The following is a 26,543-nucleotide window of genomic DNA, read 5'->3' on the forward strand; positions in this document are numbered from 1 at the left end:
ACGCCCCGGCCGCGCGGGCCGGGGCGACAGGTGTCGGCACAGCGAGAGAGACCGCCGGAGGGTCCGGTGTGCCTCCCTCACATCACCAGCTTCCGGACCGCCTCCTCGAAGACGTCCAGATGGGTGTCGACGTCCGGCTCGGTCGTCGCCGGGCACATCAGCGCCATGTTGTGGAACGGGGTCAGCAGGATCCCCCGGTTCACCAGGTACAGGTGCAGATAGTCCTCCAGGTCCACGTCGGTGGCCCTTTGCGAGGCGGTGCCGTTCACCGGTGCGGGGCTGACGAAGCGGTACTCGGCCCGCGCGCCCAGCTGTGTGACGCTCCAGGGGAGCGAGCAGGTGTCGATCACGCGCTGCACCCCGGCCGTGTAGCGGGTCGCCAGGGCGATCATGCGCTCGTACGCCTCGTCGGTGAGCACCTCGGTCAGCGTCGCGCGGGCGGCGGCCAGCGACAGCGCGTTGCCCGCCAGGGTGCCGCCGACGCCGCCGGTGTCGACCAGGTCCAGATCGGGGTGGCCCCACAGGCGGTCGGCGAGGGATTCGCTCAGGCCGTAGGCGCCGATGGGGATGCCGCCGCCGATGGCCTTGCCGAGGGTGACGACGTCCGGGTCGAGGTTCCAGGCCGCGGTGCAGCCGCCGGGGCCGGCGGAGATCGTGTGGGTCTCGTCGTTGATCAGCAGCGTCCCGTGGCGCCGTGTCAGTTCCCGTACGCCCTCGAGGTAGCCGGGCTCGGGCAGGACGATGCCCATGTTGGTGAGGGCCGGTTCCATCAGGACCGCGGCGACGTCTCCGTGCGCGAGTTCGCGTTCCAGCTCGTCGAGGTCGTTGTACTCGGCGACGCGGCTGGTCAGGGTGACGTCGCAGGGGGCGCCCACATTACCGGGGCGCGAGCGGGGTCCCGTACCGGAGTTGACGATGAAGGACTCGTCGACGGTGCCGTGGTAGCTGTAGCTGTTGACCAGGATGCGCGGTCGGCGGGTCACGGCGCGGGCCAGGCGCAGGACCCAGCGGTTGGCGTCCGTGGCGGTCAGCGAGAAGCTCCAGCGGGAGACGCCGAAGCGGGCGGCGAGTTCGCCCGCCACGACGGCAGCGTCCTCGGTCGGCATCATCGTCGTGGCGCCGCCCCGCTCGCCGTAGCGGCGACCCACCGCCTGCACGGTAGGAGCCGGGGAGTGCCCGGCCATGGCTCCGGTGTCGCCGAGGCAGAAGTCGATCAGCTCGTGCCCGTCCAGGTCCACCAGCCGCGCACCGGACGCCCGGTCGAGATACAGCGGATGACCCGCAGCGCTCTTGGCCATCCACGTCATCGGCACGCCGCCGAGGAGGTGCGACGCGCCCCCGGTGTGGGCCGTGCGCGAGCGCGGGTTGCGTTCCCCGAAGAGCCGGCGCTCCTCGGTGAGCAGTTCCGTCAGCTTCTCCACCGCCGGTGTCCTTCCTGTGTCGTCCTGTGTCATCCCGTGTCCGTCCGGCTTCCGTCGCCGCGGAGCAGCGCGGTCGCCGCCGTGTCCGGATGCTGCCGGGCGTCGAGGGCGACCCGGTAGACCTCCCGTGCCCGCTGCTCGCTGATCCACTGTTCGCGTACGTCGCGGGCCACTTCCTCGGGCGGGCGCGCTTCCGGCGGCCCGTACCCGCCGCCTCCGCTGGTGCGTGCGACGAGCGTCTCGCCCTCCTCGACGCGCACCGGGCCGCAGATGTCGACCTCGTGGAGGGTGCCGTCGCGGTCCCGCTTGAACTGGGCCGAGGGCGCGCCGGAGTGGCCGCCGCGAGCACCCGCCATCGGGTTGATGGACCCGTCGTTGGCGTAGATGGCTTCCAGCTCGCCGCCGACCGGGCCGTACTCGACCTCCAGGCCGGGGGCGCCGCGGTGGCGGCCCGCTCCCTCGGTGTCGTGCGCGAGGTGCCTGCGGTGGATGACGATCGGCTGCTTCAGCTCGTCGATCTCCACGCTGTCCAGGAGCAGGGTGCCGCCGCTGCCGAGGTCGCTCATGGTCAGCCAGCCGTCGCAGGCCGGTCCGGCCGCACCGCCGTTGGGGCCGGTGAAGATCTGGTTGACGAAGGGAACGGGGACGTCGGTGCGCCGGTCCACCCCGGACACGACGGCCTCCGACGGCGACATGCCCGAGCCGACCTCCGCCAGGCCCATGCCGTCCCCGATCTCCGCGAGCGCACGCTGCACGATGTTGCCGACGCGGTTGGCCAGGTTGGTCGTGGCCGCCGAGCAGCTGAAGGGGTGCCGGGTCACGCCCACCACGCAGTTCTCGCGGAGGTGCACCCGGACGCGGCGGAAGCTTCCCTGGTTGTGCGGCACGGTGTGGTCGATGCTGTTGAACACGCCGATGAGGGCCGCCGTGCGCGAGGCGGCCTCGCTCAGGTTGAGGCCGGACGGGACGCAGTCCGGGTTGTCGCGCAGATCGACGTCGATCATGCCGTCGTCCGGACGGACCGTCACCGTGGCCTGGACCGGCACCCCGTCGGGCACACGGGGGAACGGGTCGTGGCGCGTCGTGGTGGTCGCGGTGCCGGCCGGAAGCGCGCGGATCGCCGTCTCCATGCGCGCCTCGCCGTAGTCGAGCCAGTCGTGGGCGAAGTGGTCGAGCGCGTCCCAGCCGACCTCGTCGGCGAGTTGGAGGAGGGCGCGCTCACCGATGCGGGCGCTGCCCAGCACGGCGAGGTAGTCGCCCCGCCACTGGTCGGGGACGCGGATGCGCATCTCGCACATGCGCAGGACGTCCTCGCAGTCGGCGTACGCGTCCTGGACGCGGACGACCGGGAAGATCAGCGCCCCTTCCTCGTAGACGTCGCGCGCGCCCGCCATGTACGTGGTGGGCACCGAGTTGCCGCAGTCGGCCTGATGAGCCTTGGCCAGCACTGTGTAGCGGTGCACGCCGTGGTCGTCGACCACCGGTACGAGGACGGAGTGGTCGGCCGCGTGCGTGTTGCCGTGGTAGGGCGAGTTGTGCAGGAAGGCGTCGCCCGCCCGTACGCGCGGATAGAACTCGAGCATGGACTTGGCCTGCAGGTCGGGGCCGCCCATGACGTGGATCGGCGGGCTGTCGCCGGTCATCAGCACCTCCCCCGACGCCGTGAGCACACAGCAGGAGAAGTCGCGGGCGGTGTTCAGCACGCCCGAACGCCCGGATCTGGCCAGGGTGTTGGACATCCGCCGCACGATGGCCTCGAAGCGGTGGCTGAGCACCGCCATGCGCGCTCCGTCGAGCGTCTCCGCTCCTGTCCGGCCCCGCTCCGGGGCGTCGATGCCGCTCATGCGGCTCCACCTCCATTGATGATCAGGGATCCGGATGGGCCCAACTCGGCCGTGGCCGCGGGGTCGGCGACCACCACCGTGGTAAACGGTGACTCGATGAGGACCGGCCCCCGCACCACCTCTCCGGCCTCGATGGTGCCCAGGGGCCGTACGGGCACGTACGTCATGCCGCGCCCCTCCACGTAGGCCCGCCGCACCGACGGCAGGCCCCGGCGGCTGACCCGTGCCTTGAGGGTGCCGCCGGAACCGGGCAGGGCGACCCCGACCCGGGCGCCCCAACTCACCACCTCCACCGGCGACTTCTCATCGGCGATGCCCAGGATCTGCTGGTGCATGGCGTGGAAGTCGGCTTCGAACTCCTCGACGTCACCGGAGCCGAACGCCCGGACTCTCAGGGGAACTTCGAGCTCCCAGATCTGCTGCGGGTAGCGCGCCTCGGCGTAGAGGCTCACGGAGCTGCTGTCCGCTCCGACACGGGCGGCGAACTCCTGGCAGCGCCGGAGCAGGCCGTCGAGGGCGTCGTTGACCTTCCCCGTCCGGAAGGCACTGGTCAGTACGGGGACGGTCGCGGAGTACACGGCGGTCAGGTCCGACATCAGCGCGCCCGCCGCCGCCAGGGCCGCGCCCACGGCCGGGACCACGAGCCGCCGGCAGCCCAGGCGTGCGGCCACCGCGGCGGCGTTCAGCCCCGCGGCCCCTCCCCCGCCGACCAGGACGGCCCGCGCAGGGTCGATGCCCTGCTGCAGGGTGATCTCCTCGATGGCGCGGACCATCTGCTCCGTCGTCAGCTCGAGGACCGCGTGCGCGGCGTCGACCGGGTCGAGCCCCAGAGGTTCGGCGACGTCCTTGGTGACGGCCTTCAGGGCGGCCGCCGGGTCCAGGGACATCGAACCGCCCGCGAAGTCCGCGGGGTCCAGGTGTCCCAGGACGAGCGCGGCGTCGGTGACCGTGGCGCGGAGGCCACCGCGCCCGTAGCAGGCCGGGCCGGGCACGGATCCCGCGCTCTGCGGGCCGATGTGCAGCAGCCCGCCGGAGTCGACCCAGGCGATGCTGCCGCCTCCCGCGCCCACGCTCTTCACGTCGATCGACGGCAGCCCGGTCATGTGGCCGGTGCCTTCCCCGCCGATCCACGCCGAACGGGTCGAGGGGATCTCTCCCTTGCGGACGAGCGTCACGTCGTACGTGGTGCCGCCCGCGTCCGCGACGATCACCTCGTCCGCGCCCAGGTCGGAGAAGGCGTACGCGCGGCCGGCCACCGGCGCCATCGACGGGCCGGAGTTGAGGGTGAGGATCGGCGCGGCCGCGGCGTCCCCGACGTCGGCGACGCCGCCGATCGAGGTGACCATCAGGATGCGTCCGGCCAGCCCGGCGTCGCGCAGCCGCGCGGTGAGCCCCTCGATGTAGGTGCTCATCAGCGGCTTGATCGAGGCGTCGATGGCCGCGGAGGATGCCCGGCGGTACTCGCGCAGCGACGGGTTCAGCGCGTGCGAGAGGGTGTGGGGCACCTCGGGGAGCCGCCGGCGGAGCACGTCGGCGACCGCCCGTTCGTGGTCCGGGTTGACGGTGGACCACAGCAGGCAGACGGCGACCGCTTCCACCTCCTCCTCGATCAGCCGGTCGCAGACGCGCTCCAGACCTGCCGTGTCGAGCGGCCGCAGGACCGCGCCAGTGGAGGAGATGCGTTCCTCCACCTCGAAGGTCAGCGAACGCGGCACATACGGCTCGGGGTAGGGGACGGTGAAGTCGAACGGATCACGCCTGCCGCCTTCGCGCAGCAGGAGGACGTCCCGGTGACCGGCGGTGGTCAGCAGCGCCGTCCTGGCCGTGTTGCCGGTGAGGACGGCGTTGAGACCGCGGGTCGTCGCGTGCGCGAAGGACTCGACCCGGCCGAGGAACACCCTCAGGGGCGTACCGTCCGCGTCGGCGGCCATCGTCAGCGCGTTCAGGATGCCCCGGACCGGATCGTCCGGCACGGTCGGCGACTTGTAGAGCCGCATCTGCTCACCCTGCTCGACCACCAGGTCGGTGAAGGTCCCGCCGATGTCCACGGACACCCGCAGGGCCTGACGGGAGAACTCAGAACCCATAACTGGACACGCTTCCTGTGGCGGCCGCGGCCGGTGCGTCGTTCAGGGGGACGGCCACGTTCTTCACGGCCTCGCGCAGATCGTCGAGGAAGGCCGGGATCCGGCCGTGGTTGTGCGGCATGGACACCGCCACGAAGCCGACGGGCACAGGTACGGCCCGTGCGGCGAACATCCAGCCCTGTGACCGGAGTTCGTTGGCCACCGGCCGCAGGTCGAAGTCGTCGGAGTGGATGAGCGCCATGTTGATCCGGGAGCCGGGGTGGATACGGAGGCCGTCGATCCCTCGTACGCCCTCGACGATCTCGTCGCGCAGGGCCATGGACTTCAGCGAGACCGCCGTGTAGCCGGGCTCTCCGAGGAGCTTGACCATCGTCCAGGCACCGGCGATGGGCCCGGTGCCGCGGGTTCCGGACATCGTGCCGTTGGGCGGGCAGATCTCCTTCGCCGTGGCGAGCAGGGACGCGTCCCGGAAGAACAGCGTCCCGGCGGGCGGCGGAGCCATGCCGTTCTTGTGCAGGTCCGCGCTGATCGAGCAGACACCGGGCAGCCGGAAGTCCCACAGCGGAATGTCCGTGTCGTAGCCGGAGCGCTCCAGGAACGGCAGGATGTAGCCGCCGAACGCGCCGTCGACGTGCAGGTAGAGCCCCCGCCGCAGGGCGATCTCACTCATCGCCTCGACGGGGTCGACGCTGCCGTACGCCCACGTGCCGGCCGTCGCGATGAGGGCGATGGTGTCGGGACGTATCGCGGCCTCGATGGCCTCGGGGTCCACCAGATGCAGCCCCTCCGCGGGGGCCGGGACCGGTACGGGGTCCAGGCCGAACATCCGGCACAGCTTGGGCAGCGAGTAGTGCCCGTTGTCCGGATAGACGACGCTCCCGCCGCGGCGCCCCGAGCGCTGAATCGCCGTCAGAATCGCGCACATGTTGGACTCGGATCCGCCGGACGTCACGAACCCCGCCGGATCGTCGGCCCCGAGCAGACCGCCCATCCACTGCACGATCTCCCATTCCATCTCGCGCGCGCCGCCGCCGGTGATCCACGTCTCGCCGTAGATGAAACGCCGGTACGCCTCGACGGCCTCCTGGCGTACCGCGTCACCCCAGGGCAGTTCCGGTGTGGTCACCAGGTGCAGGCCCTCGTCGAAGAGGTTGCGCGAGGTCTCGGAGAAGCGTGAGACGCGTTCGAGTCGGCCGAGTTCACGGTGCAGGTCATCAGCGTGCAGGCCGCTGGGAAAGGGGGTCATGCCGTACTCCTGGAAAGAGAAGGAAGAGCTGGGGTCATTGCGCGATGAAGCCGCCGTCGACGGGGAGGCTCGCTCCGACGACGTACGCCGACGCGTCGGAGGCCAGGTACACCACGGCCGGGCTGATGTCGTGGACCAGCCCCACCCGGCCCGCGGGCGTGGCGGCCACGATCTCCTTCTCCACCTCCGGAGTGATCAGCTCCTGGTTGATGGGGGTGTGCACATTGCCCGGTGCGACGGCGTTGACGCGGATCCCCGCGGGTGCCAGCTCGGTGGCCAGCGCCTTGACCATCAGTTCCACGGCTCCCTTGGAGGTGCAGTAGGCGCTGTCGTCGGGTGAGCCGACGTGGCCGGACATGGAGGAGACGAAGACGACCGAGGCACCCCGGCCGAGGTGGGGCAGGGCTTCGCGGGTGAGCCTGAACGGGGCGCGGACGTTGGTGTTCCACTGGCCGTCGAACAGCTCGTCGGTGGTGTCCGCCAGGGATGCCTGGGCGTAGATCCCGGCCGAGTGGACCAGGACGTCGATGCGCCCGAACGCCTCCACCGCGGCGTTCACGATCGTCCGCGGCGCGTCGTCTGCGCGGACGTCCACGGCCACGGTGGCCGTGGCGGCTCCGGTGGCGGCCACGGCTTCGGCCGACCGGTCCAGCCGGTCCTGCGAGCGGCCCGTCAGGACGACGGACGCCCCCGCCGCGCCGATCGCGCGGGCGATCTCGGCGCCGATACCGGAGCTGGCGCCGGTGACCACCGCCACCTTGTCGGACAGGTCGAGCATGCTGTGTTCCTTTTCTCTGATCATGGTGATGTCCGTCCGTCGGCGACGAGTTCGCCGGTCGCCGCGGAGATGTCCGGCTCGAGGAAGCGGGCGCCGCGCAGGAACAGGCATCCTGCGGCGACGGCCGAGATGGGCACCGCCGCGGCCATGGCCGTACGCGCCCCGTAGGAGTCGGAGATGACACCGGCGAAGACCGACCCGAAGAACCCGCCCATCAGGAAGGTGAACACCGGCAGGATCGCGAACGCCTGGGTGCGCAGCCGTACGGGTGTGACCGCCGCGATCAGCGGGCTGATGGCGACCAGCGCGATGCCGAAGCACATGTAGCCCAGCACGTAGACCCCGATCAGGGCCCAGACGGGCTGCGCCCAGATGCCCAGGCCGATGACCGCGCCGAAGAGCAGCAGGGCCGCGCCGGCGATGTGCATGGTGCGGGGCGGGTTGTGCCGGTAGGACCGGTCGAACTGGTGCCCGCCGATGAACATCGCCGCGATGACCGGGATCTGCGCCACGGAGAAGATGAGGCCGCGGGTGAAGGCGTCGTACCCGTACTCGTCCCCGAGGAGCAGTGACATCTGCAGGGGCAGCGTGAACAGGGCGAGCCCCAGCACGCCGATGCCCAGGCACATGTGGAGGAAGGTCTTGACGCGCATCATCCGGCGGAAGGCCTGGATGATGCCCACGGGTGGTTCGACGGTGTTTCCCTTGGTCCCGCCGAGCAGCATCTGCCGTTCGGACTGGCCCCGTGCGGGCTCCTTCAGGAAGATCGCCGCGGAGACGGCCAGCACGGCGTACGGGATGGCCAGGCCGATGTACGCCCAGCGCCACGCCTGGTCGCCGGCGCCCGCGAGGGCCGCGAGCGAGCCGGCCAGGGTGGGGCCGATGGCCTGCCCGAGTGGTGTGGCGATCGCGTGCAGTGACAGGATCCGGCCGCGCCCCTCGACCGGATAGGCGTCGGTGAGCATCGACAGGAAGACGGGGCTGGAGTACGCCGCGGCGATGCCGGTGAAGATGTAGGCGGCGAACAGCTGCCAGGTGTTCTGCGCGAGGCCGGCTCCGAGCAGCGCGCAGGCACCGAGTCCGGCGGAGGTGACCACCAGGTAGGTGCGGCGTACCCGGTCGGCCAGCCAGGCCAGGGGTATGCCGCCGAGTGTCAGGGCGACGCCGGAGAATCCGGCGATCGCCACGAACAGGGCGTCGGAGATGCCGAAGTGGTCCCGGATGTCGGGTGCCAGGACGGTGGTCGCCTCGCGGGTGAGCTGTTCCATCGCGACCAGCGGGACGGCGAGTGAGCAGATGGCCCATCCGCCGCGGCGGAGCGCGTCACGCAGCCCCATCTTGGCGGCTCCGACGCCGGGCAGCCGTTCGTCGGAGAGCGGGTCGTCCTGGGAGCGGTCGTCCTGGGGCCGGTCGTCCTGGGACCTGTCGGCTTCGGACGGCTCGTTCTCGGACCGGTCGGGCCCGGGCCGGCCGGGGTCGAACCCATCGGAATCGAACCCATCGGTCGCGGGCCGGTCGGTCACCGGCCGGTCGGGCAGGTCGGCGGTCATGAGGCGGGCACGTGCGGCCGCCGCGGGCGCGCATGTGTCATGCGTCGACGGCGGGAGCGAGCGGATTGGGAGCACCACATGGTGTGTTTCCTTTGCGCTGGTGCGGTGGAGCCGTGGCTAGAGGTGTTCGTCCAGCCAGTCGAAGGTGAACTCGGCGGCCGCCGCGGTGCCGCCGTTCTGGCAGTGGAGCTGCGCGGTCGACTCCGCGTCGAAGTGGAGGAAGTCCTTCGGGCAGGTGAGCGCGTCGAACAGCTGCCGGGCCTGGCCCTCGGAGAACTGCTCCTCGGATCCGTCCATCACCAGCGTCCGGCAGGTGATCCGTTCGGCGACGCCGGTCAGGTCGCAGGCGGCGAACTCCTGGAACAGCTCGTACGGCGTCTTCACACCGTGCTTCCAGGAGGAGTCGCGGATGAACCAGTCGACCAGCTGGGACTGGGAGGCCATCGCGGCGATGGCGGCGTTGAAGGGTTCGGGGCCCTCCTTCAGCGCCTGGCTGACCGATTCCGGGAGCTGCTCCAGGATCGACTCCCCCCACTGCATGACACCGGGGTTGGCCACGCACACCTTCAGCCGCTGCTCGAACGCGGCGGCGCGGGGCGCGAGGTAGCCGCCGAAGCTCAGCCCCATCAGCCCGATGCGGTCGGGGTCGACGCCGTCCTGCTGTACGGCGACGTCGACGACGGGGGTGACGACGTTCTCCCAGTCATGACGGAACGTCAGGTCGTTCAGGCGCAGCGCGTTTCCCTGGCCGGGGCCCTGGACGGCCAGGCAGTGGTACCCGCGCCGGATGGCGTTGTCGTAGACCCAGCGGGTGTCCTCGGCCCAGGCGTCGCGTCCCTGGAAGAAGATCAGCACGGGGGCCGGGCCCTGGGCCACGGGGGAACGGTAGAGGTACGACGGGAGGAAGCTGCCCTCGTAGGGGATCCTCAGGAACTCCCCGGGATAGCCGGAGAGTTCGAGGTAGCGGTCGTACGTGTCGTAGGCGGCGGCCGAGTACTCGCGCACCCGGGGGTCGCCGGGGAAGCTGAAGTGCAGCAGGGAGGCACGCCAGTACGTCGAGGCCCGCAGATAGGCGGAGCTCGCGCTGATCTTCCGGCCCTTGCGCTCCCACTCCTCGGCGCGCCGCTGGATGCGCCCGGCCACCACGGCCCAGGCCTGGATCCAGCTCTCCTCGTCGTCGGGCCGTATCTGTGCCACGGCCTCCAGGCATTCGCCGAGATCGGACATGCCGAAGAACATCATGCTCAGCTGGTGCTTGAACTGGTCGTCCATCACCTCGCTGGGGATGAACCGGTGGGAGGTCCAGTGCGGGCCGGGGATGAGGGGGTTCGGCCACAGGTCGGTCGACGCGGTCATGTGTACCTCTTGGCTTGTGCGGTGCGGTTGGTGCGATGCGGTGGTGCGGTGCATTGCGCTGTACGCGGTGCGGTGTTGTGCGGTGTGGTGTTGTGCGGTGTGGTGTTGTGCGGTTGCGCGATGAACGGTCAGCGGTGGGCGGCGGGTGGGGTGCGCCCGGCCCAGGGACGCGCCGCCTCCAGCTGCGCGGCCAGGCGGAAGAGCAGGCCCTCGTCCCCGTACGGCGCGACGAAGTGGGCGCCGATCGGGACCCCTTCGTCGTTCCAGTGCAGCGGGACGGACACGGCGGGCTGCCCGGTGACGTTGATGAGCGTGGTGAACTGCAGGTAGGCGCCCTGCCGGCGCAGGGTCAGGGACGGGTCCCCACCCGTCGCCGCGAAGGATCCGAGCGGCGGCGCCGGCGCGCCCGTGGTGGGCGTCAGCCAGATGTCGTACGGGGCCTGAAAGGCCGCCAGGTCGTCGCAGACTGTCTGCAGTTCGGCCAGCGCGTCCATGTAGGCGCTCAGACTCGTGGTGTCGGACCGGCCCCGCTCGATCATGTCCCAGGTCGCCTCCTCGAAGTCCTCCGGCCGGGCCGTCTTGCCGGTGACGCGTTCGAGGTGCGCGATGTCCCACGCGAGGCCTCCGGCCGAGACCGTCGAAAACGGCCCGGCCAGGCCGGAGTCGAGCCGGGGTGTGCGCTCCTCGACGTGGTGGCCGAGGCTTTCGCACAGACGGGCGGCGTCCTCGACCGCGGCGACGCAGTCCGGATGCAGGGGCGCCCCGACCGGTGACTCCTTGCTGTAGACGATGCGGAGCCGACCGGGATCGGTCCTGGTCTCCTCGAGGTACGGGCGGCGCGGGGGCGGCGCGACGAACGGATCGCCGGGCAGGGGTCCTGCGGTGGCGTCGAGGAGGGCCGCGCAGTCGCGCACGCTGAGCGTCACGGCGTGCTCGCTCAGCACCGCGATGCGCATGGACACCCCGGCTCGGCGGCGCGCCGAGGATATGCGCAGGCGGGTCGGCTTCATGCCGAAGACTCCGCAGCAGGACGCCGGGACGCGGATGGATCCGCCGCTGTCGCTCGCGTTGGCCATGGGCACCATGCGCGCGGCGACCGCGGCCGCCGCGCCACCGCTGGATCCGCCTGCCGAGAGCTGCGGGTTCCACGGGTTCGTGGTGGCGCCGAACAACTCGGGCTCGGTGGTCGCCTGGAGGCCGAACTCCGGCAGGTTGGTCTTGCCGCACACCACCAGGCCCGCGGCCTTGTACCGGCGGGTCAGCTCGCCGTCCTGCGTGGGGACGTAGTCGGCGAGGAATCTGCTCGCCGACGTCATCGGCACCCCGGCGTAGGCCACGCCGCCGCCGTCCTTCAGCAGGAAGGGCACTCCGGTGAAGGGGCCGTCGGGCAGCGGTCCGGCCGCCGTCGCGCGCGCCTCGTCGTACATCGTCGTGACGACGGCGTTGGTGGCCCGGTCGGACGTCTCGATGCGCTGGACGGCGTCCTCGAGGAGTTCGGAGGCCGTGACCTTGCCGGTGCGGACCAGGGCTGCCAGGGCCAGTCCGTCCAGGCCGTCGAACTCGCTCATGATTCCGGCCCCACAGGAGTCCGGGTCTTCCGACCAAAGTCGTTAAAGGCTTTAACCATACTCGGGGAGTTTAGCCACTCTTCCGCTGTGCGCAATGGGTCGGAGGGGATCGATCCGTCCAGGTCCGGCGCCTTGGCGCCCGGCGTCACGCTGTGATGTTCGGAGATCACCGGCCGCTGTCACAGGGCAGGTGATTCGGCCCGTTCTGTCGCTCATGCGGCCGCGACGCACGCGACGACCGGGGTGCAGCAACCGGCCACCGGCGCGCCCGGCGGGGCGCTTGCGACCCGGAGGCCACCGGGCCGCTCGCGGGATCGGCGGACATCCGGGGGCGGAGCCGGCCGTTCGTCCGGCGCCGCTCCTCGGTGAGGCCGTGCGGCCAGGCCGCGGATCCCGCGCAGGTCCAGGCTCTGCCCCGCCCCGCCGGACGTCAAGGCTCCGCCGGAGGTTCCGGGGCACGATTCCGGTACGGGTGTCGGCTACCCGTTGATCGTCCCGTACAGTGCCGCCGACGAGGGCGTATCGCTCCGCCGACCGGTACGGACCGGCGCCCTCACCACACCCCTCACCGCCCGCCCGCGGCCGAACGGTGCACCTCCTCGGCCCTGGTGAGCAACCATTGAGGCGGAGCCGGATCAGGTGCGCAGCACGAAGGAGTGGCATGACCAAGGGCGAGGACGCCGAGCTGCTCAGCGCCGTACGGACGGTCATCCGTCTGGCGCGTATCGCTCAGCAGGCCTGCGAGGAAGGCGGCCTCACCATGCCGCAGTACCGCGCGCTCACGAGCGCGGCGAGCGGACGGCAGCGGGCCTACGAGCTGGCCCGGTACGCGGCCGTCAGCCGGCCCGCCATCTCCGCCCTCACCAACGGCATGGTCAAGAGCGGCCTGATCGAGCGCAGCGGACTGGCCTCCGACGGGCGAGGCGTGATCTTCGACATCACACAGCACGGCCTGGACGTGCTCGCCACCGTGAACCGTCTGCTCGTCGAGCGCTTCCAGGAGACCCTGGGATCCGCCGATGCCGCCCTGAAGGTGCTGGACAGCGAGGTACTGGCGGAGGCGCTGGAGATCCAGGCCGACAAGGATTTCGGCCCGGCCCGGCGACGGGCCCCCAAGGCATAGACCTCGACGGAGCGTCACCCTCACCCATATAGTTAAAGGGTGGAACTAGATACGTCTCGGGCGCAGCTCTCCGACCGAGAGATACTCAAGGCGCTCACGGGGCTGCTGCTCGCACTGTTCTCCTCCGTGTCGAGCACGATGATCGTCACCAACGCCCTGCCGTCGATCGTGGCCGAACTGGGCGGCGGCCAGGCCCAGTACACCTGGCTGGTGGCCGCCTCGCTCCTGACCATGACCGTCAGCACACCGCTCTGGGGGCGGTTCGCCGACCAATTCGACAAGCGCAGGCTCGTACAGGTGGCTCTCGCCCTGTTCGTCGGGGGGTCGATGGCGGCCGGCGCGGCACAGTCCATCGGGATGCTGATCGGCATGCGGGCCGTACAGGGGGTCGCCATGGGCGGCCTGATGGTGACCACCCAGGCCATCGTCGGCTCCCTCGCGACGCCGCGTCAGGCCGGGCGGTACGGCGGCTACGTCGCCGCCGTGATGGCGCTCGGCACACTCTGCGGACCGCTGATCGGCGGCGCCGTCGTCGACTCGCTGGGGTGGCGGTGGTGCTTCTTCGTCGTCGTGCCGTTCGCCCTCGCGAGCCTGCTCGTCCTCAACCGCCATCTGCACGTCCCCGGGGTCCGGCGCAGAGCCGAAGTCGACTACGCGGGCGCCGTTCTCATGACGGTGACGGCGGTGGCGCCGTCGGTCTGGGCGACGACCGCCGGCCGGTCCTACCCGTGGCTCTCGTGGCAGAGCGCGGCATTCCTGGCGGGCACCGTCGTCTCGGCGGCCCTGCTGTGGCACGTCGAGCGACGCCACCCGGAGCCCGTCGTCCCTCCGTCGCTCATCGGCGATCGCACCACCGCGCTCGCCATCCTCGGCAGCGTGGCGGTGGGCATGGTGATGTTCAGCTCGATCGTCTTCCTCAGCCAGTACTTCCAGACGGCCCGCGGCTATTCGCCGACCGAGACCGGACTGCTGGGCATGCCCATGTTGGTGGGCACCGCGGCCGGAACCCTGGGCTCGGGCCACCTCATCACCCGCTTCGGCCACTGGAAGGTGTTCCTGGTGGGCGGATCGGCCGCGCTGGCGACGGGATTCGCACTCCTCGGATTCCTCGGCCACGAACCGCCCACGTGGTACGTGGTCGCCGCCACGGTCCTGGTCGGCCTCGGCATCGGCGCGGTCCTGCAGAACTACGTACTCGTCGTGCAGAACACCGTACGGGCGGGCCGCGTCGGCGCGGGGAGCGCGTCCGTCTCGTTCTTCCGCTCCCTCGGTGGCGTGACGGGGGTGTCCCTGCTCGGCGCGATCGTCACGCACCGGGTGGCGGGAGTCGAGGGCCAGGGCCTACTGGCCCGGCACCACTACGCCGACGCCATCGGCACGGTCTTCGCCGTGTCGGCCGGGATCGCGCTGGTCAGCCTGCTGGCATCGCTGGCCATCAAGCAGGTCCCGCTGCGCAGCACCCATGACCACGCCTGATCGGTCGCGTACGCCCGCGGCTGCCGTATCGCTCAACAGCCCCCGCCTGCGGCGGTGTTCATTTCGCCGCCACCACGGGAAGCGTGCGACGGCCGTGCACTACTCAGGCCCTGACATGCCCTACCGGATCCTGCGGACCTCACCTCAGGATGCGTGCACCCCACACCCAACGACCGATCACTTGGTGATCCCTGCTACGAAGAGGTCGACAAGGATGAATCCGCCCAGGCTCTCCCGGACCGGCCCCGGCCGTGAAGCACCTCTGTCGCGCCGGACGGCCTCGGTGCTGGCCGCGGGAGTGGCCACCGTGTCGCTGGCCGTACTGGCCGCCCCCGGCACAGCCGCGGGCGCCGGAGACGCGGACGGCACCGGGTCGGCAACGCGAGCGGAGCGCGTCACCGCGGCCGCGGACGGCGCGACGCCGTGCGTCGACGACGTCCGCGGGTCGGTGACCGAGAAGCTGCGGGATCACGGCGACACCATGGGGGTCCACCTGGGCGGCGGCATGCCGGACCCCGAACAGAGCGACACGCACCGCAACGACCACCTCCAGGGAGTGCAGCGGCTACCGGCCGACGGCGGCAGGTGGCTGGCCATGTCCTACGACGACACCGATGACGGGCCGGGCGGGGTCGGGTTCGCGCATCTCCCCTCCCGCTCCCCCGCCGAGGACGGCGGCCGGCTCCGCTCCAACCGCCTCGGGGCCGCGTCCTCGGTGGACCAGTCCCCGCCGGCGTCGGACCAGGTGGTCTCGAAGATCGACAGCGGCCGGAACGATCTGGACCACGCCGGCGGCATGCAGGCCCTCGGTTCCTATCTCGCGGTGCCCTACGAGGGATCCGCGGCCTCGTCCGAGGTACGGATCTACGACGTCGGCGACCCCGCCTCCCCCGTCCTGAAGTCCACGCTCGTCCGCACGGGGATCAAGAACAGCGGAAACGTCGGCTGGACCCGGCTCGCGGACGGGCGCCACCTCCTGATGGTCGGCGGGTACGACTCGACGCCCCTCGATTTCTACGCGAGCGACACCATCGACGGCCCGTACACCCATCTGGGCACCTGGCGCGGCGACTTCGCCGCCTATCAGAGCACCAACATCGTCACCGAGTGCGGCACGGGGAATCTGTTCATCGTCGGCAGCTACAAGACCGGCGGCGAGGACACGCTGGACGTCTACTCGCTGGCCCTGACGCCGAATCCCGACATCGCCCCGGTCGGCAGCCGCCATATGTACTGCGCGACGGACGGGGTCCGGCAGTGCGACTTCTCTGCCGCGGGCGGCGTGTACGTCTCCCCCGCGCATGAACTGTATTTCTATGCCACGGAACATGAGAACGACGGCCCGAGCGACTCGGTGAAGTTCAGCGAATTCCGTACCGCCACGCCGAACGCGTCCACATGCGCCACCAACGCCGCGAGTTCCTGGGTGGAACTGTACGAGCACGACCACTTCGGCGGGCGCAGCATCATCATCGACCATCCCGACCAGGAGCTGGAGAACTACGCCGACTACGACACCGTCGAGGACTTCGGTGACGAGGCGTCATCCGCACGGTGGTGTCTGACGCCCGACCAGACCTATCAGCTCTTCAAGGACTCCGGCTTCAAGGGAAACGCCAAGTGGCTCACGGGCGTGGGCGAGGACGCGGACTTCGGCGAGCTCCCGGGAATCGCCGGGTGGACCGACACGACGTCCTCCTCCCGCTTCTGACCACAGCCCTGCCCCCCGTCGCGCGGACGGGACCGACGCGCCACGGAACGCCGGCGCCCGGTCGCGGGCCCGCGGACGCGGCTCCGGGGAGCAGGCCGACCGACAAGAAAGAGGAGAGGACGCATGACCGCATCCTTCTGGCGGACACCGCTCAGGAGCGGCTCGCTCGAACTGGCTCCAGGACTGGGCCCGGACGCGCGGCACGGCGCCGAGCGTCACCGGCCACACCCCGTAAGGTCGGCTCGATGAAGATCACCTCGCTGGGCTTCCGCACCGACCTGATGCTGCGGAGCATGGCCGGCTCGCTCGTCACCCACCACCCCTCCCATGTAGTGGTCCGGACTCCGGCCAATCCGCAGTTCTGGTGGGGCAATTTCGTGCTGCTCGGCGCCCCGCCGCGGCAGGGCGACGTGGCGCGCTGGTCGGCCGTGTTCGCGGACGAGTTCCCCGGCGCCGCCCACCTGGCGCTGGGAGTCGACGGCATCGAGGGCGATACGGGGGACCCGGCCGAACTCGCCGAACTCGGGGTGACCACCGAGGTGAGTTCCGTCCTGACGGCGGGGCGTCTTGTGCCTCCGGCCCGGCCGGCCACCGGCGTCACCATCCGCCCGCTGACCGGTGACGGCGACTGGGCGCAGGCACGCGATCTGCGGTTCGCCTGCCACGACGACGGAACGCTCGACCCGGAGTACCGGCGCTTCGTCGAGGAGAAGGTGTCCGAGGAGCGGCGGCTGTGCGCATCCGGCCACGGCACCTGGTTCGGTGCCTTCGCCGACGACGTGATGCGCGCGGGGGCCGGCCTGTTCTCCGACGGCTCCGGGATCGCCCGGTTCCAGAACGTCGAGACACATCCCGATGCCCGGCGCCAGGGGATCGCCTCCTCCCTCGTCCACCACATCGGCACCTGGGGCCTGGAGACGCTCGGCGCCCGGACCCTCGTCATCGTCGCGGACCCGGACTACCACGCGATCGGCCTCTACCGTGCTCTCGGCTTCGCCGACTCCGAACGACAGGTCCAGCTCCACCGCGCCCCCGCCCCGGCCGAGGACGGCAGCGACTGATCGTGCGGAAGCCGGGCGCCACCGGGGACCGCGGTCCCCGGTGGCGCCCGGCTCCGAGGAGCGTGTCAACGGGCGACGGGCAGACTGACGGTGGACCGTCCGGGGTCGATCGTGAACTTGGTGGCCCCGTCCTTCAGCGGGACGAAGTTGCCGGCGTCCGCACCGGCGACGGCAATGCGCACGCGGTGCCCCTCGCGGAACAGGGCCGAGGTGGACACCAGGCCGATCGTGACGTCCTCCATCTCGCCGGGCTTCATGGGGCGGGCGTCCTCGCGGGCGTAACTGTGGGGGACGCGTACCGCGTCATCGCGGCGCTTGCCCTGATCCACCCGGCGGTTGGCCAGCCGCAGTTGGCCCTCGGTGATGTATGTGACGCGGCCGTCGGGCGCGACGTCCTCGAGGTACACGCGCACGTCCGCGTCGGGTTTGTCGACCGCCATCCGCAGCTTGACCACCGGCATCCCGGTGACCCGGACATCGCGGCTGAGGGGCTTGCCGGTGTAGGTCTGGAGGCGGCGGTCGGCCTTGCGCCGGTCCGGATAGACGATGTCGTCACTGGTGAGGTTGCCGTTCCAGCGGCTCGCGGGACCTGTACTGGCCTTCGGGTCGACCTCGTAGACGTCCTTCGCCCCGTCCCCCAGCTCCCAGCTGCTGGTCCTGGTGCCCGCGGGCGGCCATACGGACGTCGTGCGCCAGCGGTCCTCGCCGAGCGTGTAGTAGCGGATCCGCTTCTTCGCCTCGGCGTCACCGGATCCCTTGACGTGCCGGTCGAAGAAGGACATGAGGGCCCGCCACTGCTGCGCCGGCGAAGGCGCGGCGGCCTTCTTCGGCGAATTGAAGGGGTTGGCGTCGCCCTCTCCGCCGTGGGTCCAGGGCCCGATCATGACCTCCTGCGGGTTGTCGAACCTCAGGAACCGCGAGAGCGCGCCGTTGGCCGTACCCGCGTCGAGCCAGCCCGCGGGCACGAACATCGGCACGCCGGAACGGGAGATCTCCCGCTGGTAGCTGCCGGTGCTGCCGTCGATCAGGGACGTCCCGCCCTTGCGGTCGTCGCGGAAGGCGTTGCGCTTCATGAGCGGGGCGATGTCCACGTTGGACTGGTGCTCGCGCCGGGCCGCCTTCGCGAGGGCGGACCCGTCCGGCCCGTCCACGGGGCGCGGCTTGCCGAACTCGGCACGCCACTTGTCGTCGCAGGGCTTCTCCAGCCTCTTGGCGAGGTCGCACACCGCGCCGTTGACGCCGTCCAGCGCGCGGGAGGCCGTCAGCCACCGGTAGATCACGGCCATCTCCGTGCCGCCCGGCCGGATGAGGTCGTGGTACATCTCGTAGTCGTTGAACCGGGGTGCGATCGCGGCGAGATGGGGATTGTCGAGCCGCGCCATCATCTCGGCGGTGTCGCCGTCGTAGGAGTCGCCGAAGGTACCGACCCGGCCGGTCGACCACGGCTGGTCCGCGATCCAGTCCAGGATCTCGCCGTAGTCGGTCACTTCGGCCTTGGACAGCTCGCTGCTGCGGGTGCCGAAGGACGCGCCGCTGCCGCGGGCGTCGACCAGCACGAGCGCGTAGCCCGCCTTGGTCCACCGCTCGGTCTCCGGGGTGCCCTTCTCGCCCGCCCTGGCCTTCCAGTAGCGGGTCGCCCTCATCGCCGTCGGGACCTTCCCGCGTGCGGCGCGCGGCTGGGGCAGCCATACGTCCACCGCGATCCGTGTGCCGTCACGCATCGGGACGTACAGGGACTGGAATGCGGCCGTGCGCTTGGTGGTCGGGCGTTTCGCGGCCTGGGACGCCGATGACGACGCTTTGCCGTCGGTGGCCTTGGACGCCGACGGTGAATCCGAGGATTCGTCGTTGCCGGCACTGCACGCCGGAAGTGCGGCCCCTGCGAGGATCACTCCGGCGATGAACGAACTACGCAGACGCACGGGAGTTCTCCTTCTGCTCGGCGGTGAAGACGATGGGCATGTACGGCACGGGAAGTTCCTTTCATCAAAACGGCACATCTCGCAGCTCCGGGCACGGCGAACTCGCGGAGTGTTCCGGCAGGACATGCCGGCCGGCCCCAGCAGCGGAGATTAATTTCGCCCCGTGTTCCTCGTGATGGGCATGGGCTACTCAGCGCATAGCGCGAGAACACGGCCACGTTCCGTACGCGGCGTGGAATGCCACGGCCGGAGTCGCGGGCCGGTGTCGGTCAACTCCGGCCGTATCGCCCGTCATTGCACGGGCAGAATCTGCTACATCAGTTCCATTGCTGTCGTACTGGACGAACGGGAAAGCTTCCCCTTCCCGCGCCGGAAATCCTGCCGAGTTCCGCGGTGCCGCGCATTGGCCGTAGCGTCACTTCTGGGAGGTGGTGCCAGCACCACCCTCTGGGGTGCTCCACCGCACCCTCCCGTCACCGGAACACGAGTGGCTCACGTCGCCGGCCTGCGGGGGCACGCTCGTACGCCGCTCACCGGCTTCACAGGCAAGTCGATACTTGCCTATGGTGGGGGTCATGGCGCAGGATGTCTTCAAAGCACTGGCCGACCCCACCCGTCGGAAGATCCTCGATGAGCTGGTGGAACGGGACGGCCAGACCCTGTTCGAGATCTGCACCCGGCTGGTGACCAAGCACGGCCTGGGGCTGTCCCGCCAGGCGATCAGCCAGCACCTGGCGGTGCTCGAGTCCGCGGGTCTGGTCCTCACGCGGCGCCAGGGCCGCTACAAGTTCCACGATCTGAACACCGAACCCCTTGAGCGCATCGTGACCCGGTGGCTCAGGCCCGACGCACCGGAGAGCACCCCATGAAGATCCATGTGACCAGCGTCTTCGTCGACGACCAGGACAAGGCCCTGCGCTTCTACACCGACGTGCTGGGCTTCGTGAAGAAGACCGAGGTCCCGATCGGCGAGCACCGGTGGCTGACCGTGGTCTCACCGGAGGACCCCGACGGGACCGAACTGCTGCTGGAGCCCGACGGCCATCCCGCGGTGAAGCCGTACAAAACGGCGCTGGTCGAGGACGGCATCCCGGCCACGTCCTTCGCCGTGGACGACGTGCCCGCGGAGTTCGAGCGGCTGCGCGGACTCGGGGTGCACTTCACGCAGGAGCCCCTGGAAATGGGCCCGGTCACGACCGCGGTGTTCGACGACACCTGCGGCAACCTGATCCAGATCGTGCACAGCGCGTAAGGGTTCCGCTCGGCGCCGGACGGCGAAGGGCCGCCATCCGTACGGGTGGCGGCCCTTCGTACGACTCGGCCGGTCACGTGTCGCGGTGGTCCCGGAACCACCGCGCCACGTCGTCGGCGTGGGTGTCCGGCGGGAAGACCGGGTAGAAGACGTGCTCGATCGAGGCGCCGCGCAGGACGAGGGTCAGGCGCCGGTAGAGCGTCTGGCCGTTCGCCTCGAACGTCGGGAGCCCCAGCGCGTCGGCGAGCGTGAGCCCGGGGTCGGACAGCACCGGGTAGGGCAGGTGCAGGCGGTCCACGAGTGCCTGCTGGTAGTCGGTCCGCTCCGAGGACAGCGCGAGGACACGGTCGACGCCCTCCGCCCTCAGGGCGTCGAGGTTGTCGCGGAAGCTGCAGGCCTCCTGGCTGCACCCGCGGGCGCCGGGGATCTCGTTCCACCCCTCCGGGATGTCGGCGGCCGGATCGCCGGTGAGGGGGTACAGGAAGAGCACCCAGCGACCGTCCGAGACCGCGTCGAGGCGTACGTCTCCGCTGCCGCCCGTCCCGGGGAACGCCAGGGCGGGGAGCGTCCGGCCGGGCAGATGGTCGGCGGCGCCGTCGTCCTCGGGGACCGGCAGGCCGGCAGGCAAAGGGGCGGCTTGGGGCAGCATCTCGTCGGGCTCCTTCATGGGCTCGGTGGCGGAGGGAAAACCTCGCCGGGCCGCCGCGTTCCGGCGGCGGATCAGCTGGTCCCGGCTGCTGGTCAGCCGGGCGACGAGAAGGTCGAGCGCCTCGATCTTCTGCTGGTAGGCGGCCAGGGACTCCGCGCAGTGGTCGCCCGCGTCGTGTCCCGCGCGCAGGCAGGCGAGAAACAGCCTGGTCTCCTTCGGCGTGAGGCCGAGCGCCCCGAGGCTGCGGATCTCCTCCGCCAGCCGGACGTCCTCCGCGGTGTAGACGCGGTATCCGTTGGCCGTACGGCCGGGACTGAGCAGACCGCAGTCCTCGTAGTAGCGGAGCGCCTTGATCGTCACGCCGGCAGCCGCGGCCGCCTCACCTGCACGCATGTGCACCTCCTCGTCTTCCAGACGCTAGACCCGGACCTCGGGGGACGGGTCAAGGGCGGAGGAGTCCGGACTCACGGACGGGACGACTCGGGGAGCGGACGCCAGGGGATCCGTCGGCACGGGCGCCTTGTTCCGGGCGTCCCGGGGGCGGGAGGGGCGGTGAGCTCCCGACGGCTTGCAGGAGGACCGGCCCGCCGCCCTTGCAGATGGGCGCTCACCGCGGCACCAGAGTGCACCAGCCGCACCCCCGTCACGCGGCGCGACACACGACGGGATGTCGGATCACGCGTGCCCCGGCGACGCGGGCAGGTGGACCTGAGCAGAAATTTCCGCCCACCGCCAGGCAACCCCTGCACGGCTCGCGCGTGTATCTCTCGGGTTGCCGTGGCAGCCCCCGGGCCGGATCCCCGCCGTCTTCGTAGCGATGGCCGCAACGCACCACTCCCGGGCGCGGCGCTCAGCGCACACCGGACGGCACGGGACCGACCGGGGGCTCGCCCCGACGCGATCCGGACTGTGTGATGACCGACGACGAGAGTGAACCAGTGAAGATACGCACCATGGGCATCCTGCTGTCCTCCATGGCGATGGCAGTGACGCTCACCGCCTGCAACGACAACGCCCCGGACGCCGCCAAGGGCAACGGCGGCAGCAAGAGCCAGGGCAAGGGCGTCGCCGAGGGCGAGAAGGACCCAGCATCCGGGGGTGGCTCCTCGACCGGCGGCTCGAGTGGCGGCACCTCGGGCGGCGATGTCCCGAAGTGCAAGGCGAGCCAGCTCAGTTTCAGCTTCGAGCCCGTCTCGCGACCGCTCAACCACGTGGTTCTCGAAGCCAAGAACGACGGCACGTCCGCCTGCCGGATCCCGAAGGCCCACCCCCGCATCGTCTTCGCTCTCGAGACGGGGGAACCGGCCGCTTACGACCCGAAGACCGACGACGGCCCCGGCCGGATCACGCTGTCTCCCGGACAGAGTGCCTTTTCCGGCGTGATGACCCTGACGGCAGACGCAAAGGACTCGGACATCATGGAAGCGACGGAGGCCAGCGTTTCCCTGGACGACGAGGATTCCAGCAAGGACATCGAGATGGACAACCTGTCCATCACCAGTCCTGAGGTGGGCCCTTGGTCCAGCACCCTCGAGGATGCCCTGAACGGCTGACGAGACGTCCCAGTCAGGTGGCCCCGCCGACGGGCCGGGGCCACCGGCACCCTTTCCACCGCCGCTTCGACAGCGGCGTTCCCACCACACCAGGAGGCAGGAATGCCGACAGGCATCGTCACGCAGGACGACAGCATCTTCACTGCGATGACGGACGGAGTACCGCCGGGCATACGCGACCTGGCCATGGCCTGCCGCGCTCTGGTCCGTGACGTGCTGCCGCGGACGGTGGAGGTCGTCTGGCCGCAACAACGCACCGCCGGCTACGGCACCGGACCGAAGAAGAACACCGAGCAATTCAGCTGGATCACCCCCTACACCAAGCACGTCGTTCTGGGGTTCTACTACGGCGCCGAACTGCCCGATCCCGAAGGGATTCTCGAAGGCACCGGTAAATCCATGCGCCATGTGAAGATCCGCACGCGGGAAGACCTCGAGAACCCGGCACTGCGCAAGCTCGTCGAGATCGCCACCACGCATCGCGTACCCCCGCTCCAGCCTTGACCCGCTGCTGGCAGTGCGGACGCGCAGCACGAGCCGGACGGGGCGCTCCGGCGCGGGATGCGCCGGAACTCCCCGTCGCAGCTGCCGCGTCACGTCAGAAGGTGGCTCCTCCCTTGACGTGCTCGGAGAACTCCAGGCGGAACTTGACGCCGGCCTGGTGGTTGAGCACCACGAACTTCCAGGACCTGGCCGTGGCGTTGCGCCAGTCGCTGCACGTCCCGTCCTCGTAACGGGCGCGCACCCTGGTGTTCTTGTCGGCCTTGACACTGGTCATCAGGCAGTCGGTCGTGACGACGCCCTCATCCGCGCTGGACGGCCATACGTAGGTCTGCGTCGCGTCGCCGCTCCTGTCCGCCTTTGAGGACGTGAAGGTCACGGCGTCCTCGGGCAGGCAGGTGGCCTTGGGTGTGGCTGTGCTCGGCGCACCGGCGGCCGACGCGCTGTCGGTTGCGGCGATCAGACCGCTGCCGGCCATGACGATGGCGGCAGTCAGCGCTCCGATGATGCGGGAACGAGTGGACACGCTTCTCCTTCTCTGCGGGGGGTCTCCGGGCCGCCGCGGCGGCCCGGGACTTACACGCGCCGACCGCGCAGGGGTTGCCTGCCAGGGAGAAGAACATGCAGAAGTCGGCTCACGGTCACGCGCGACGAGGCTCAGCGATCCGTGGGGCCCGTGGCAGTCCTGGCGGTCGGGACGACGCCGATCCGGCGGAGAGCCGGACGCGCGGAGGGCGGATCCGGCTGAGCCGACGGCAGCTGGACCGCCACCCGACACACCCGCCGCGCGTGCCGCGCCTACCTCGCCTGGCCGAGCGGCGTGCCCTCGGCAGCGGTGGCCTCCCCCACCGTGGCGGAGCCGCGCAGGACATGTGTCACCCCGACAGCGAGGACGGCCCCCGCCACGGGCCCGACCAGATACACCCACCAGGTCGACAAGTCGCCCATGGCCACATCGGGACCCAGGCTGCGGGCCGGGTTCATGGAGGCGCCGTCGAAGGGGCCGCCCATGGTGCCCCAGGCCACGATGTACGCGCCCACGGCCAGGGGCACGAACGGCCCGTTGAGCTTGGGCCCGTCGGCCAGGCACAGGACCGTCAGCACCAGACCGAAGGTGATGATCGCCTCGAAGCCCGCGGCCTGCCAGGACAGGCCGGCCGGGGGCGTCGTGGCGGCCAGGTGGCCCGCCGGCCCGAAGAAGCCGCGCGCCAGCAGGGACCCGCAGATCCCGGCGGCGAACTGGGTCACCCAGTAGGCCGAAGCCATCCGGAGGTCCATGTCGCGCCGCAGGACGAACGCGAGCGTCATCGCCGGGTTGAAGTGGGCGGAGATGTCTCCGAGGAAGTACACGGCCACCATGAGCCACAGCCCGGAGACCAGGGACAGCACGAGGACCACCTGCCACGGTTGCAGGCCGCTGCCGCCGTAGCGGGCGAGGATCGCCGCGCCTCCGGACAGGACGAACGTCAGTCCCGCCATGCCGATGAACTCGGCGAGCAGCCGCCGGAGCCGGTGATCGGGGTTGGTCCAGTCGGCGTAGCCGCGCGAGCCGACCGACGCGATCAGCGCGGCCTTGCCGACGGGTACGGCCGCGCGGGCCGCCGGTTCGCCCGCCCCGCCCTGCGGGGAGCTCATGTCACGACGCTCCGGACGCCAGGTCGGCGCTGCCGCCACGGGTCATGGCCAGCGGGTCGACGATCCGGTCGAAGAGTTCTTCCGACACGCCGTTGGCCAGGGCCGCCTGCTTGAGGGTGGTGTCGTGGTCGATGGCGTAGTGGGAGATGACCGAGGCCTGGTCGTAGCCGATGACGGGCGACAGGGCGGTGACCATCATGACCGACCGGTCGATGTTCTCCTTCAGCTTCGCCTCGTTGAGCCGGGCGCCCTCGATCATGAACTCCCGGAAGTGGTCGCACATGTCGGCCAGGATCAGCGCGGAGTGCAGATAGTTGCTGATCAGGATCGGGCGGAAGGCGTTCAGTTCGAAGTTCCCCTCCGCGCCGCCCATGGTCACGGCCACGTCGGAGGCGATGACCTGGATGGAGACCATCAGCATGGCCTCGGCCTGGGTCGGGTTGACCTTGCCGGGCATGATCGAGGAGCCCGGCTCGTTGGCCGGCAGGACCAGTTCGTGGATGCCGGTCCGCGGTCCCGAGCCCATCCAGCGCAGATCGTTGGCGATCTTGAACAGCGTGACGGCAGCCGCTTTGAGCCCGGCGTGCGCGCGGACCATACGGTCGAGCGTGCCCTGGGCCGTGAACTTGTTGGGCGCGGTCCTGAACGGGAGTCCCGTCATCGAGGCGATCTGCGCGGCGACCTCGTCCCCGAAGCCGGGCGGCGCGTTCAGCCCGGTACCGACCGCGGTTCCGCCCATGGCCAGGAGCAGCAGCCCGTCGGTGGCGTGCTCGACCTCGGCGATCGCGTCGTCCACGGCCCCGGCGTATCCGGACCATTCCTGACCCACCGTCAGCGGGCAGGCGTCCTCCAGGTGCGTCCGGCCGATCTTGACGACGTCGTTCCACTGCTTCGCCTTCGCCTCGATCGCGTCCCGGAGCCGCTTCAGCGCGGGGACGGTCTTCCGTGTGGCCATCGTGTAGGCGGCGACATGCATCGCGGTCGGGAAGGTGTCGTTGCTCGACTGACCCATGTTCACGTGGTCATTCGGATGTACGGGCTCCTGACTGCCCAGCTTTCCGCCGACCAGTTGGATGCACCGGTTCGAGACCACCTCGTTCACGTTCATGTTCGACTGGGTTCCGGACCCGGTCTGGAACACGTACAGCGGGAATTCCTCGTCCAGCGCGCCGCCGATCACCTCGTCGCACACCTGCTGGATCAGCCGGCCTTTCCATTCCGGCAGACGTCCGGCCCGGGTGTTCACGAGCGCCGCCGCTTTCTTCACGTAGCCGTAGGCGTGATACACCTCTTTGGGCATACGGTCGTGGCCGATGTTGAAATGCTTGAGGCTGCGCTGGGTCTGCGCGCCCCAGTACCGGTCCGCCGGCACCATGACCGGGCCCAGGCTGTCGAATTCCCGCCGCTCCCCCGTGGCTTCGAGCCCGATCGGCAGGTCCAGGATTTTCGGCGCCGTCTCGGCATGCGTATGCGTCATGGAGTCAGCTTTTCCCCGTGCGCCCGGCCCTCCGTAACCGTTGCCCGTCCACAGTCGGCGAAATGAATGACCGGGTTCAGCTGATGGGGTGCAGTCCGGGTGGGCTGTGTTTCCGGACGAGTGCCGCCGCCGGCTGACGCGGGTGCAGGAATGCCCCGGCCCGTGCGTGACCGAACCGGCGAGGCCCGATCGGAGTAAGTCCGGTAGTTCGAGCGAGTCGATCGGGCGTGGCACGGCGCCGTCCGGTTCGACGAGGGCGGACGTGCGGCAACGGATCGCCGCCGCACGCCCTCGCCCCCGGCGCCGGTCGTCGCGGGCTCGGAAGGGGAGGCC

21 protein-coding genes are annotated in these 26,543 nt (G+C 70.5%); 8 read left to right on the top strand and 13 right to left on the bottom strand.

Annotation, left to right across the window (positions count from 1 at the left end):
- Positions 1-77: 77 nt before the first annotated feature.
- The 8 genes from ABZ822_RS28415 to ABZ822_RS28450 form a co-directional block, all read right to left on the bottom strand.
- On the bottom strand, positions 78-1,421 hold the full coding sequence (locus ABZ822_RS28415; protein WP_360860355.1) for a transaminase: 1,344 nt from the start codon (positions 1,419-1,421) through the stop codon (positions 78-80).
- A 29-nt stretch (positions 1,422-1,450) separates the two neighbouring features.
- Entirely contained in the window at positions 1,451-3,265 is a 1,815-nt protein-coding gene (locus tag ABZ822_RS28420; protein WP_360860358.1) for a hydantoinase B/oxoprolinase family protein, read from the bottom strand.
- Positions 3,262-5,352 (bottom strand): hydantoinase/oxoprolinase family protein, encoded by a 2,091-nt coding sequence (locus tag ABZ822_RS28425; protein WP_360860361.1) that lies wholly within the window; start codon positions 5,350-5,352, stop codon positions 3,262-3,264. Before ABZ822_RS28425 ends, ABZ822_RS28420 begins: the two co-directional genes overlap by 4 nt.
- Complete coding sequence (locus ABZ822_RS28430) at positions 5,342-6,598, bottom strand: aminotransferase class V-fold PLP-dependent enzyme (protein ID WP_360860363.1); 1,257 nt, start codon at positions 6,596-6,598, stop codon at positions 5,342-5,344. The genes ABZ822_RS28425 and ABZ822_RS28430 overlap by 11 nt, the downstream gene beginning before the upstream one ends.
- Before the next feature lie 34 nt (positions 6,599-6,632).
- Positions 6,633-7,400: an SDR family oxidoreductase gene (locus tag ABZ822_RS28435; protein WP_360860366.1), complete on the bottom strand. Its 768-nt coding sequence runs from the start codon at positions 7,398-7,400 to the stop codon at positions 6,633-6,635.
- On the bottom strand, positions 7,397-8,926 hold the full coding sequence (locus ABZ822_RS28440) for an MFS transporter (RefSeq protein WP_360860368.1): 1,530 nt from the start codon (positions 8,924-8,926) through the stop codon (positions 7,397-7,399). The genes ABZ822_RS28435 and ABZ822_RS28440 overlap by 4 nt, the downstream gene beginning before the upstream one ends.
- 117 nt (positions 8,927-9,043) lie before the next feature.
- Positions 9,044-10,282, bottom strand: coding sequence for an alpha/beta fold hydrolase (locus ABZ822_RS28445; RefSeq protein ID WP_360860371.1), 1,239 nt, complete (start codon positions 10,280-10,282; stop codon positions 9,044-9,046).
- A 128-nt stretch (positions 10,283-10,410) separates the two neighbouring features.
- Positions 10,411-11,850 (bottom strand): amidase, encoded by a 1,440-nt coding sequence (locus tag ABZ822_RS28450; RefSeq protein WP_360860374.1) that lies wholly within the window; start codon positions 11,848-11,850, stop codon positions 10,411-10,413.
- Positions 11,851-12,511: 661 nt separating this feature from the next.
- Here ABZ822_RS28450 and ABZ822_RS28455 point away from each other — a divergent pair.
- The 4 genes from ABZ822_RS28455 to ABZ822_RS28470 all read left to right on the top strand — a co-directional run bounded on the left by ABZ822_RS28455 (position 12,512) and on the right by ABZ822_RS28470 (position 17,221).
- The gene (locus ABZ822_RS28455; RefSeq protein WP_360860377.1) at positions 12,512-12,973 is read left to right on the top strand and encodes a MarR family transcriptional regulator; all 462 of its coding nucleotides are present in this window, start codon (positions 12,512-12,514) and stop codon (positions 12,971-12,973) included.
- 39 nt (positions 12,974-13,012) lie between these two features.
- Positions 13,013-14,449, top strand: a complete 1,437-nt coding sequence (locus ABZ822_RS28460; protein ID WP_360860380.1) for an MFS transporter — start codon at positions 13,013-13,015, stop codon at positions 14,447-14,449.
- Positions 14,450-14,663: 214 nt separating this feature from the next.
- Positions 14,664-16,160 carry a hypothetical protein gene (locus tag ABZ822_RS28465; protein WP_360860382.1) on the top strand — a complete coding sequence of 499 codons (1,497 nt, stop codon included), beginning with the start codon at positions 14,664-14,666 and terminating at the stop codon, positions 16,158-16,160.
- A gap of 245 nt (positions 16,161-16,405) precedes the next feature.
- The gene (locus tag ABZ822_RS28470) at positions 16,406-17,221 is read left to right on the top strand and encodes a GNAT family N-acetyltransferase (RefSeq protein WP_360860385.1); all 816 of its coding nucleotides are present in this window, start codon (positions 16,406-16,408) and stop codon (positions 17,219-17,221) included.
- 65 nt (positions 17,222-17,286) lie between these two features.
- Here ABZ822_RS28470 and ABZ822_RS28475 read toward each other — a convergent pair whose 3' ends face one another.
- Positions 17,287-19,143 carry a CocE/NonD family hydrolase gene (locus ABZ822_RS28475; protein WP_360860388.1) on the bottom strand — a complete coding sequence of 619 codons (1,857 nt, stop codon included), beginning with the start codon at positions 19,141-19,143 and terminating at the stop codon, positions 17,287-17,289.
- A gap of 575 nt (positions 19,144-19,718) precedes the next feature.
- On the opposite strand from ABZ822_RS28475, the gene ABZ822_RS28480 reads away from it, so the two are divergent.
- Complete coding sequence (locus ABZ822_RS28480) at positions 19,719-20,012, top strand: metalloregulator ArsR/SmtB family transcription factor (RefSeq protein ID WP_360860391.1); 294 nt, start codon at positions 19,719-19,721, stop codon at positions 20,010-20,012.
- Positions 20,009-20,395, top strand: a complete 387-nt coding sequence (locus tag ABZ822_RS28485) for a VOC family protein (RefSeq protein ID WP_360860395.1) — start codon at positions 20,009-20,011, stop codon at positions 20,393-20,395. The genes ABZ822_RS28480 and ABZ822_RS28485 overlap by 4 nt, the downstream gene beginning before the upstream one ends.
- Positions 20,396-20,468: 73 nt before the next feature.
- Here the strand turns inward: ABZ822_RS28485 and ABZ822_RS28490 are convergent, their stop codons facing one another.
- Positions 20,469-21,437, bottom strand: a complete 969-nt coding sequence (locus ABZ822_RS28490) for a MerR family transcriptional regulator (protein ID WP_360860398.1) — start codon at positions 21,435-21,437, stop codon at positions 20,469-20,471.
- Positions 21,438-21,958: 521 nt separating this feature from the next.
- Here ABZ822_RS28490 and ABZ822_RS28495 point away from each other — a divergent pair.
- Both ABZ822_RS28495 and ABZ822_RS28500 read left to right on the top strand, forming a co-directional pair.
- Positions 21,959-22,597, top strand: coding sequence for a DUF4232 domain-containing protein (locus ABZ822_RS28495; RefSeq protein WP_360860401.1), 639 nt, complete (start codon positions 21,959-21,961; stop codon positions 22,595-22,597).
- A 102-nt stretch (positions 22,598-22,699) separates the two neighbouring features.
- Positions 22,700-23,101: a DUF1801 domain-containing protein gene (locus tag ABZ822_RS28500; protein WP_360860404.1), complete on the top strand. Its 402-nt coding sequence runs from the start codon at positions 22,700-22,702 to the stop codon at positions 23,099-23,101.
- 94 nt (positions 23,102-23,195) lie between these two features.
- Here ABZ822_RS28500 and ABZ822_RS28505 read toward each other — a convergent pair whose 3' ends face one another.
- The 3 genes from ABZ822_RS28505 to ABZ822_RS28515 form a co-directional block, all read right to left on the bottom strand.
- Complete coding sequence (locus ABZ822_RS28505; RefSeq protein ID WP_360860407.1) at positions 23,196-23,624, bottom strand: hypothetical protein; 429 nt, start codon at positions 23,622-23,624, stop codon at positions 23,196-23,198.
- A 272-nt stretch (positions 23,625-23,896) separates the two neighbouring features.
- On the bottom strand, positions 23,897-24,733 hold the full coding sequence (locus tag ABZ822_RS28510; RefSeq protein ID WP_360860410.1) for an aquaporin: 837 nt from the start codon (positions 24,731-24,733) through the stop codon (positions 23,897-23,899).
- Between the two features lies 1 nt (position 24,734).
- On the bottom strand, positions 24,735-26,210 hold the full coding sequence (locus tag ABZ822_RS28515) for a class II fumarate hydratase (protein WP_360860413.1): 1,476 nt from the start codon (positions 26,208-26,210) through the stop codon (positions 24,735-24,737).
- Positions 26,211-26,543 lie beyond the last annotated feature (333 nt).

The organism is Streptomyces sp. NPDC047108 (assembly GCF_040643575.1).
Classification (GTDB): domain Bacteria; phylum Actinomycetota; class Actinomycetes; order Streptomycetales; family Streptomycetaceae; genus Streptomyces.

What these genes read in the sequence shown, in the direction of transcription:
- ABZ822_RS28420 (WP_360860358.1), bottom strand. Translation starts at nt 3,265, where the DNA reads ATGAGCGGCATCGACGCCCCGGAGCGGGGCCGGACAGGAGCGGAGACG.
- ABZ822_RS28425 (WP_360860361.1), bottom strand. Translation starts at nt 5,352, where the DNA reads ATGGGTTCTGAGTTCTCCCGTCAGGCCCTGCGGGTGTCCGTGGACATC.
- ABZ822_RS28430 (WP_360860363.1), bottom strand. Translation starts at nt 6,598, where the DNA reads ATGACCCCCTTTCCCAGCGGCCTGCACGCTGATGACCTGCACCGTGAA.
- ABZ822_RS28435 (WP_360860366.1), bottom strand. Translation starts at nt 7,400, where the DNA reads ATGATCAGAGAAAAGGAACACAGCATGCTCGACCTGTCCGACAAGGTG.
- ABZ822_RS28440 (WP_360860368.1), bottom strand. Translation starts at nt 8,926, where the DNA reads ATGACCGCCGACCTGCCCGACCGGCCGGTGACCGACCGGCCCGCGACC.
- ABZ822_RS28445 (WP_360860371.1), bottom strand. Translation starts at nt 10,282, where the DNA reads ATGACCGCGTCGACCGACCTGTGGCCGAACCCCCTCATCCCCGGCCCG.
- ABZ822_RS28450 (WP_360860374.1), bottom strand. Translation starts at nt 11,850, where the DNA reads ATGAGCGAGTTCGACGGCCTGGACGGACTGGCCCTGGCAGCCCTGGTC.
- ABZ822_RS28455 (WP_360860377.1), top strand. Translation starts at nt 12,512, where the DNA reads ATGACCAAGGGCGAGGACGCCGAGCTGCTCAGCGCCGTACGGACGGTC.
- ABZ822_RS28465 (WP_360860382.1), top strand. Translation starts at nt 14,664, where the DNA reads ATGAATCCGCCCAGGCTCTCCCGGACCGGCCCCGGCCGTGAAGCACCT.
- ABZ822_RS28470 (WP_360860385.1), top strand. Translation starts at nt 16,406, where the DNA reads ATGAAGATCACCTCGCTGGGCTTCCGCACCGACCTGATGCTGCGGAGC.
- ABZ822_RS28480 (WP_360860391.1), top strand. Translation starts at nt 19,719, where the DNA reads ATGGCGCAGGATGTCTTCAAAGCACTGGCCGACCCCACCCGTCGGAAG.
- ABZ822_RS28485 (WP_360860395.1), top strand. Translation starts at nt 20,009, where the DNA reads ATGAAGATCCATGTGACCAGCGTCTTCGTCGACGACCAGGACAAGGCC.
- ABZ822_RS28490 (WP_360860398.1), bottom strand. Translation starts at nt 21,437, where the DNA reads ATGCGTGCAGGTGAGGCGGCCGCGGCTGCCGGCGTGACGATCAAGGCG.
- ABZ822_RS28495 (WP_360860401.1), top strand. Translation starts at nt 21,959, where the DNA reads ATGACCGACGACGAGAGTGAACCAGTGAAGATACGCACCATGGGCATC.
- ABZ822_RS28500 (WP_360860404.1), top strand. Translation starts at nt 22,700, where the DNA reads ATGCCGACAGGCATCGTCACGCAGGACGACAGCATCTTCACTGCGATG.
- ABZ822_RS28510 (WP_360860410.1), bottom strand. Translation starts at nt 24,733, where the DNA reads ATGAGCTCCCCGCAGGGCGGGGCGGGCGAACCGGCGGCCCGCGCGGCC.
- ABZ822_RS28515 (WP_360860413.1), bottom strand. Translation starts at nt 26,210, where the DNA reads ATGACGCATACGCATGCCGAGACGGCGCCGAAAATCCTGGACCTGCCG.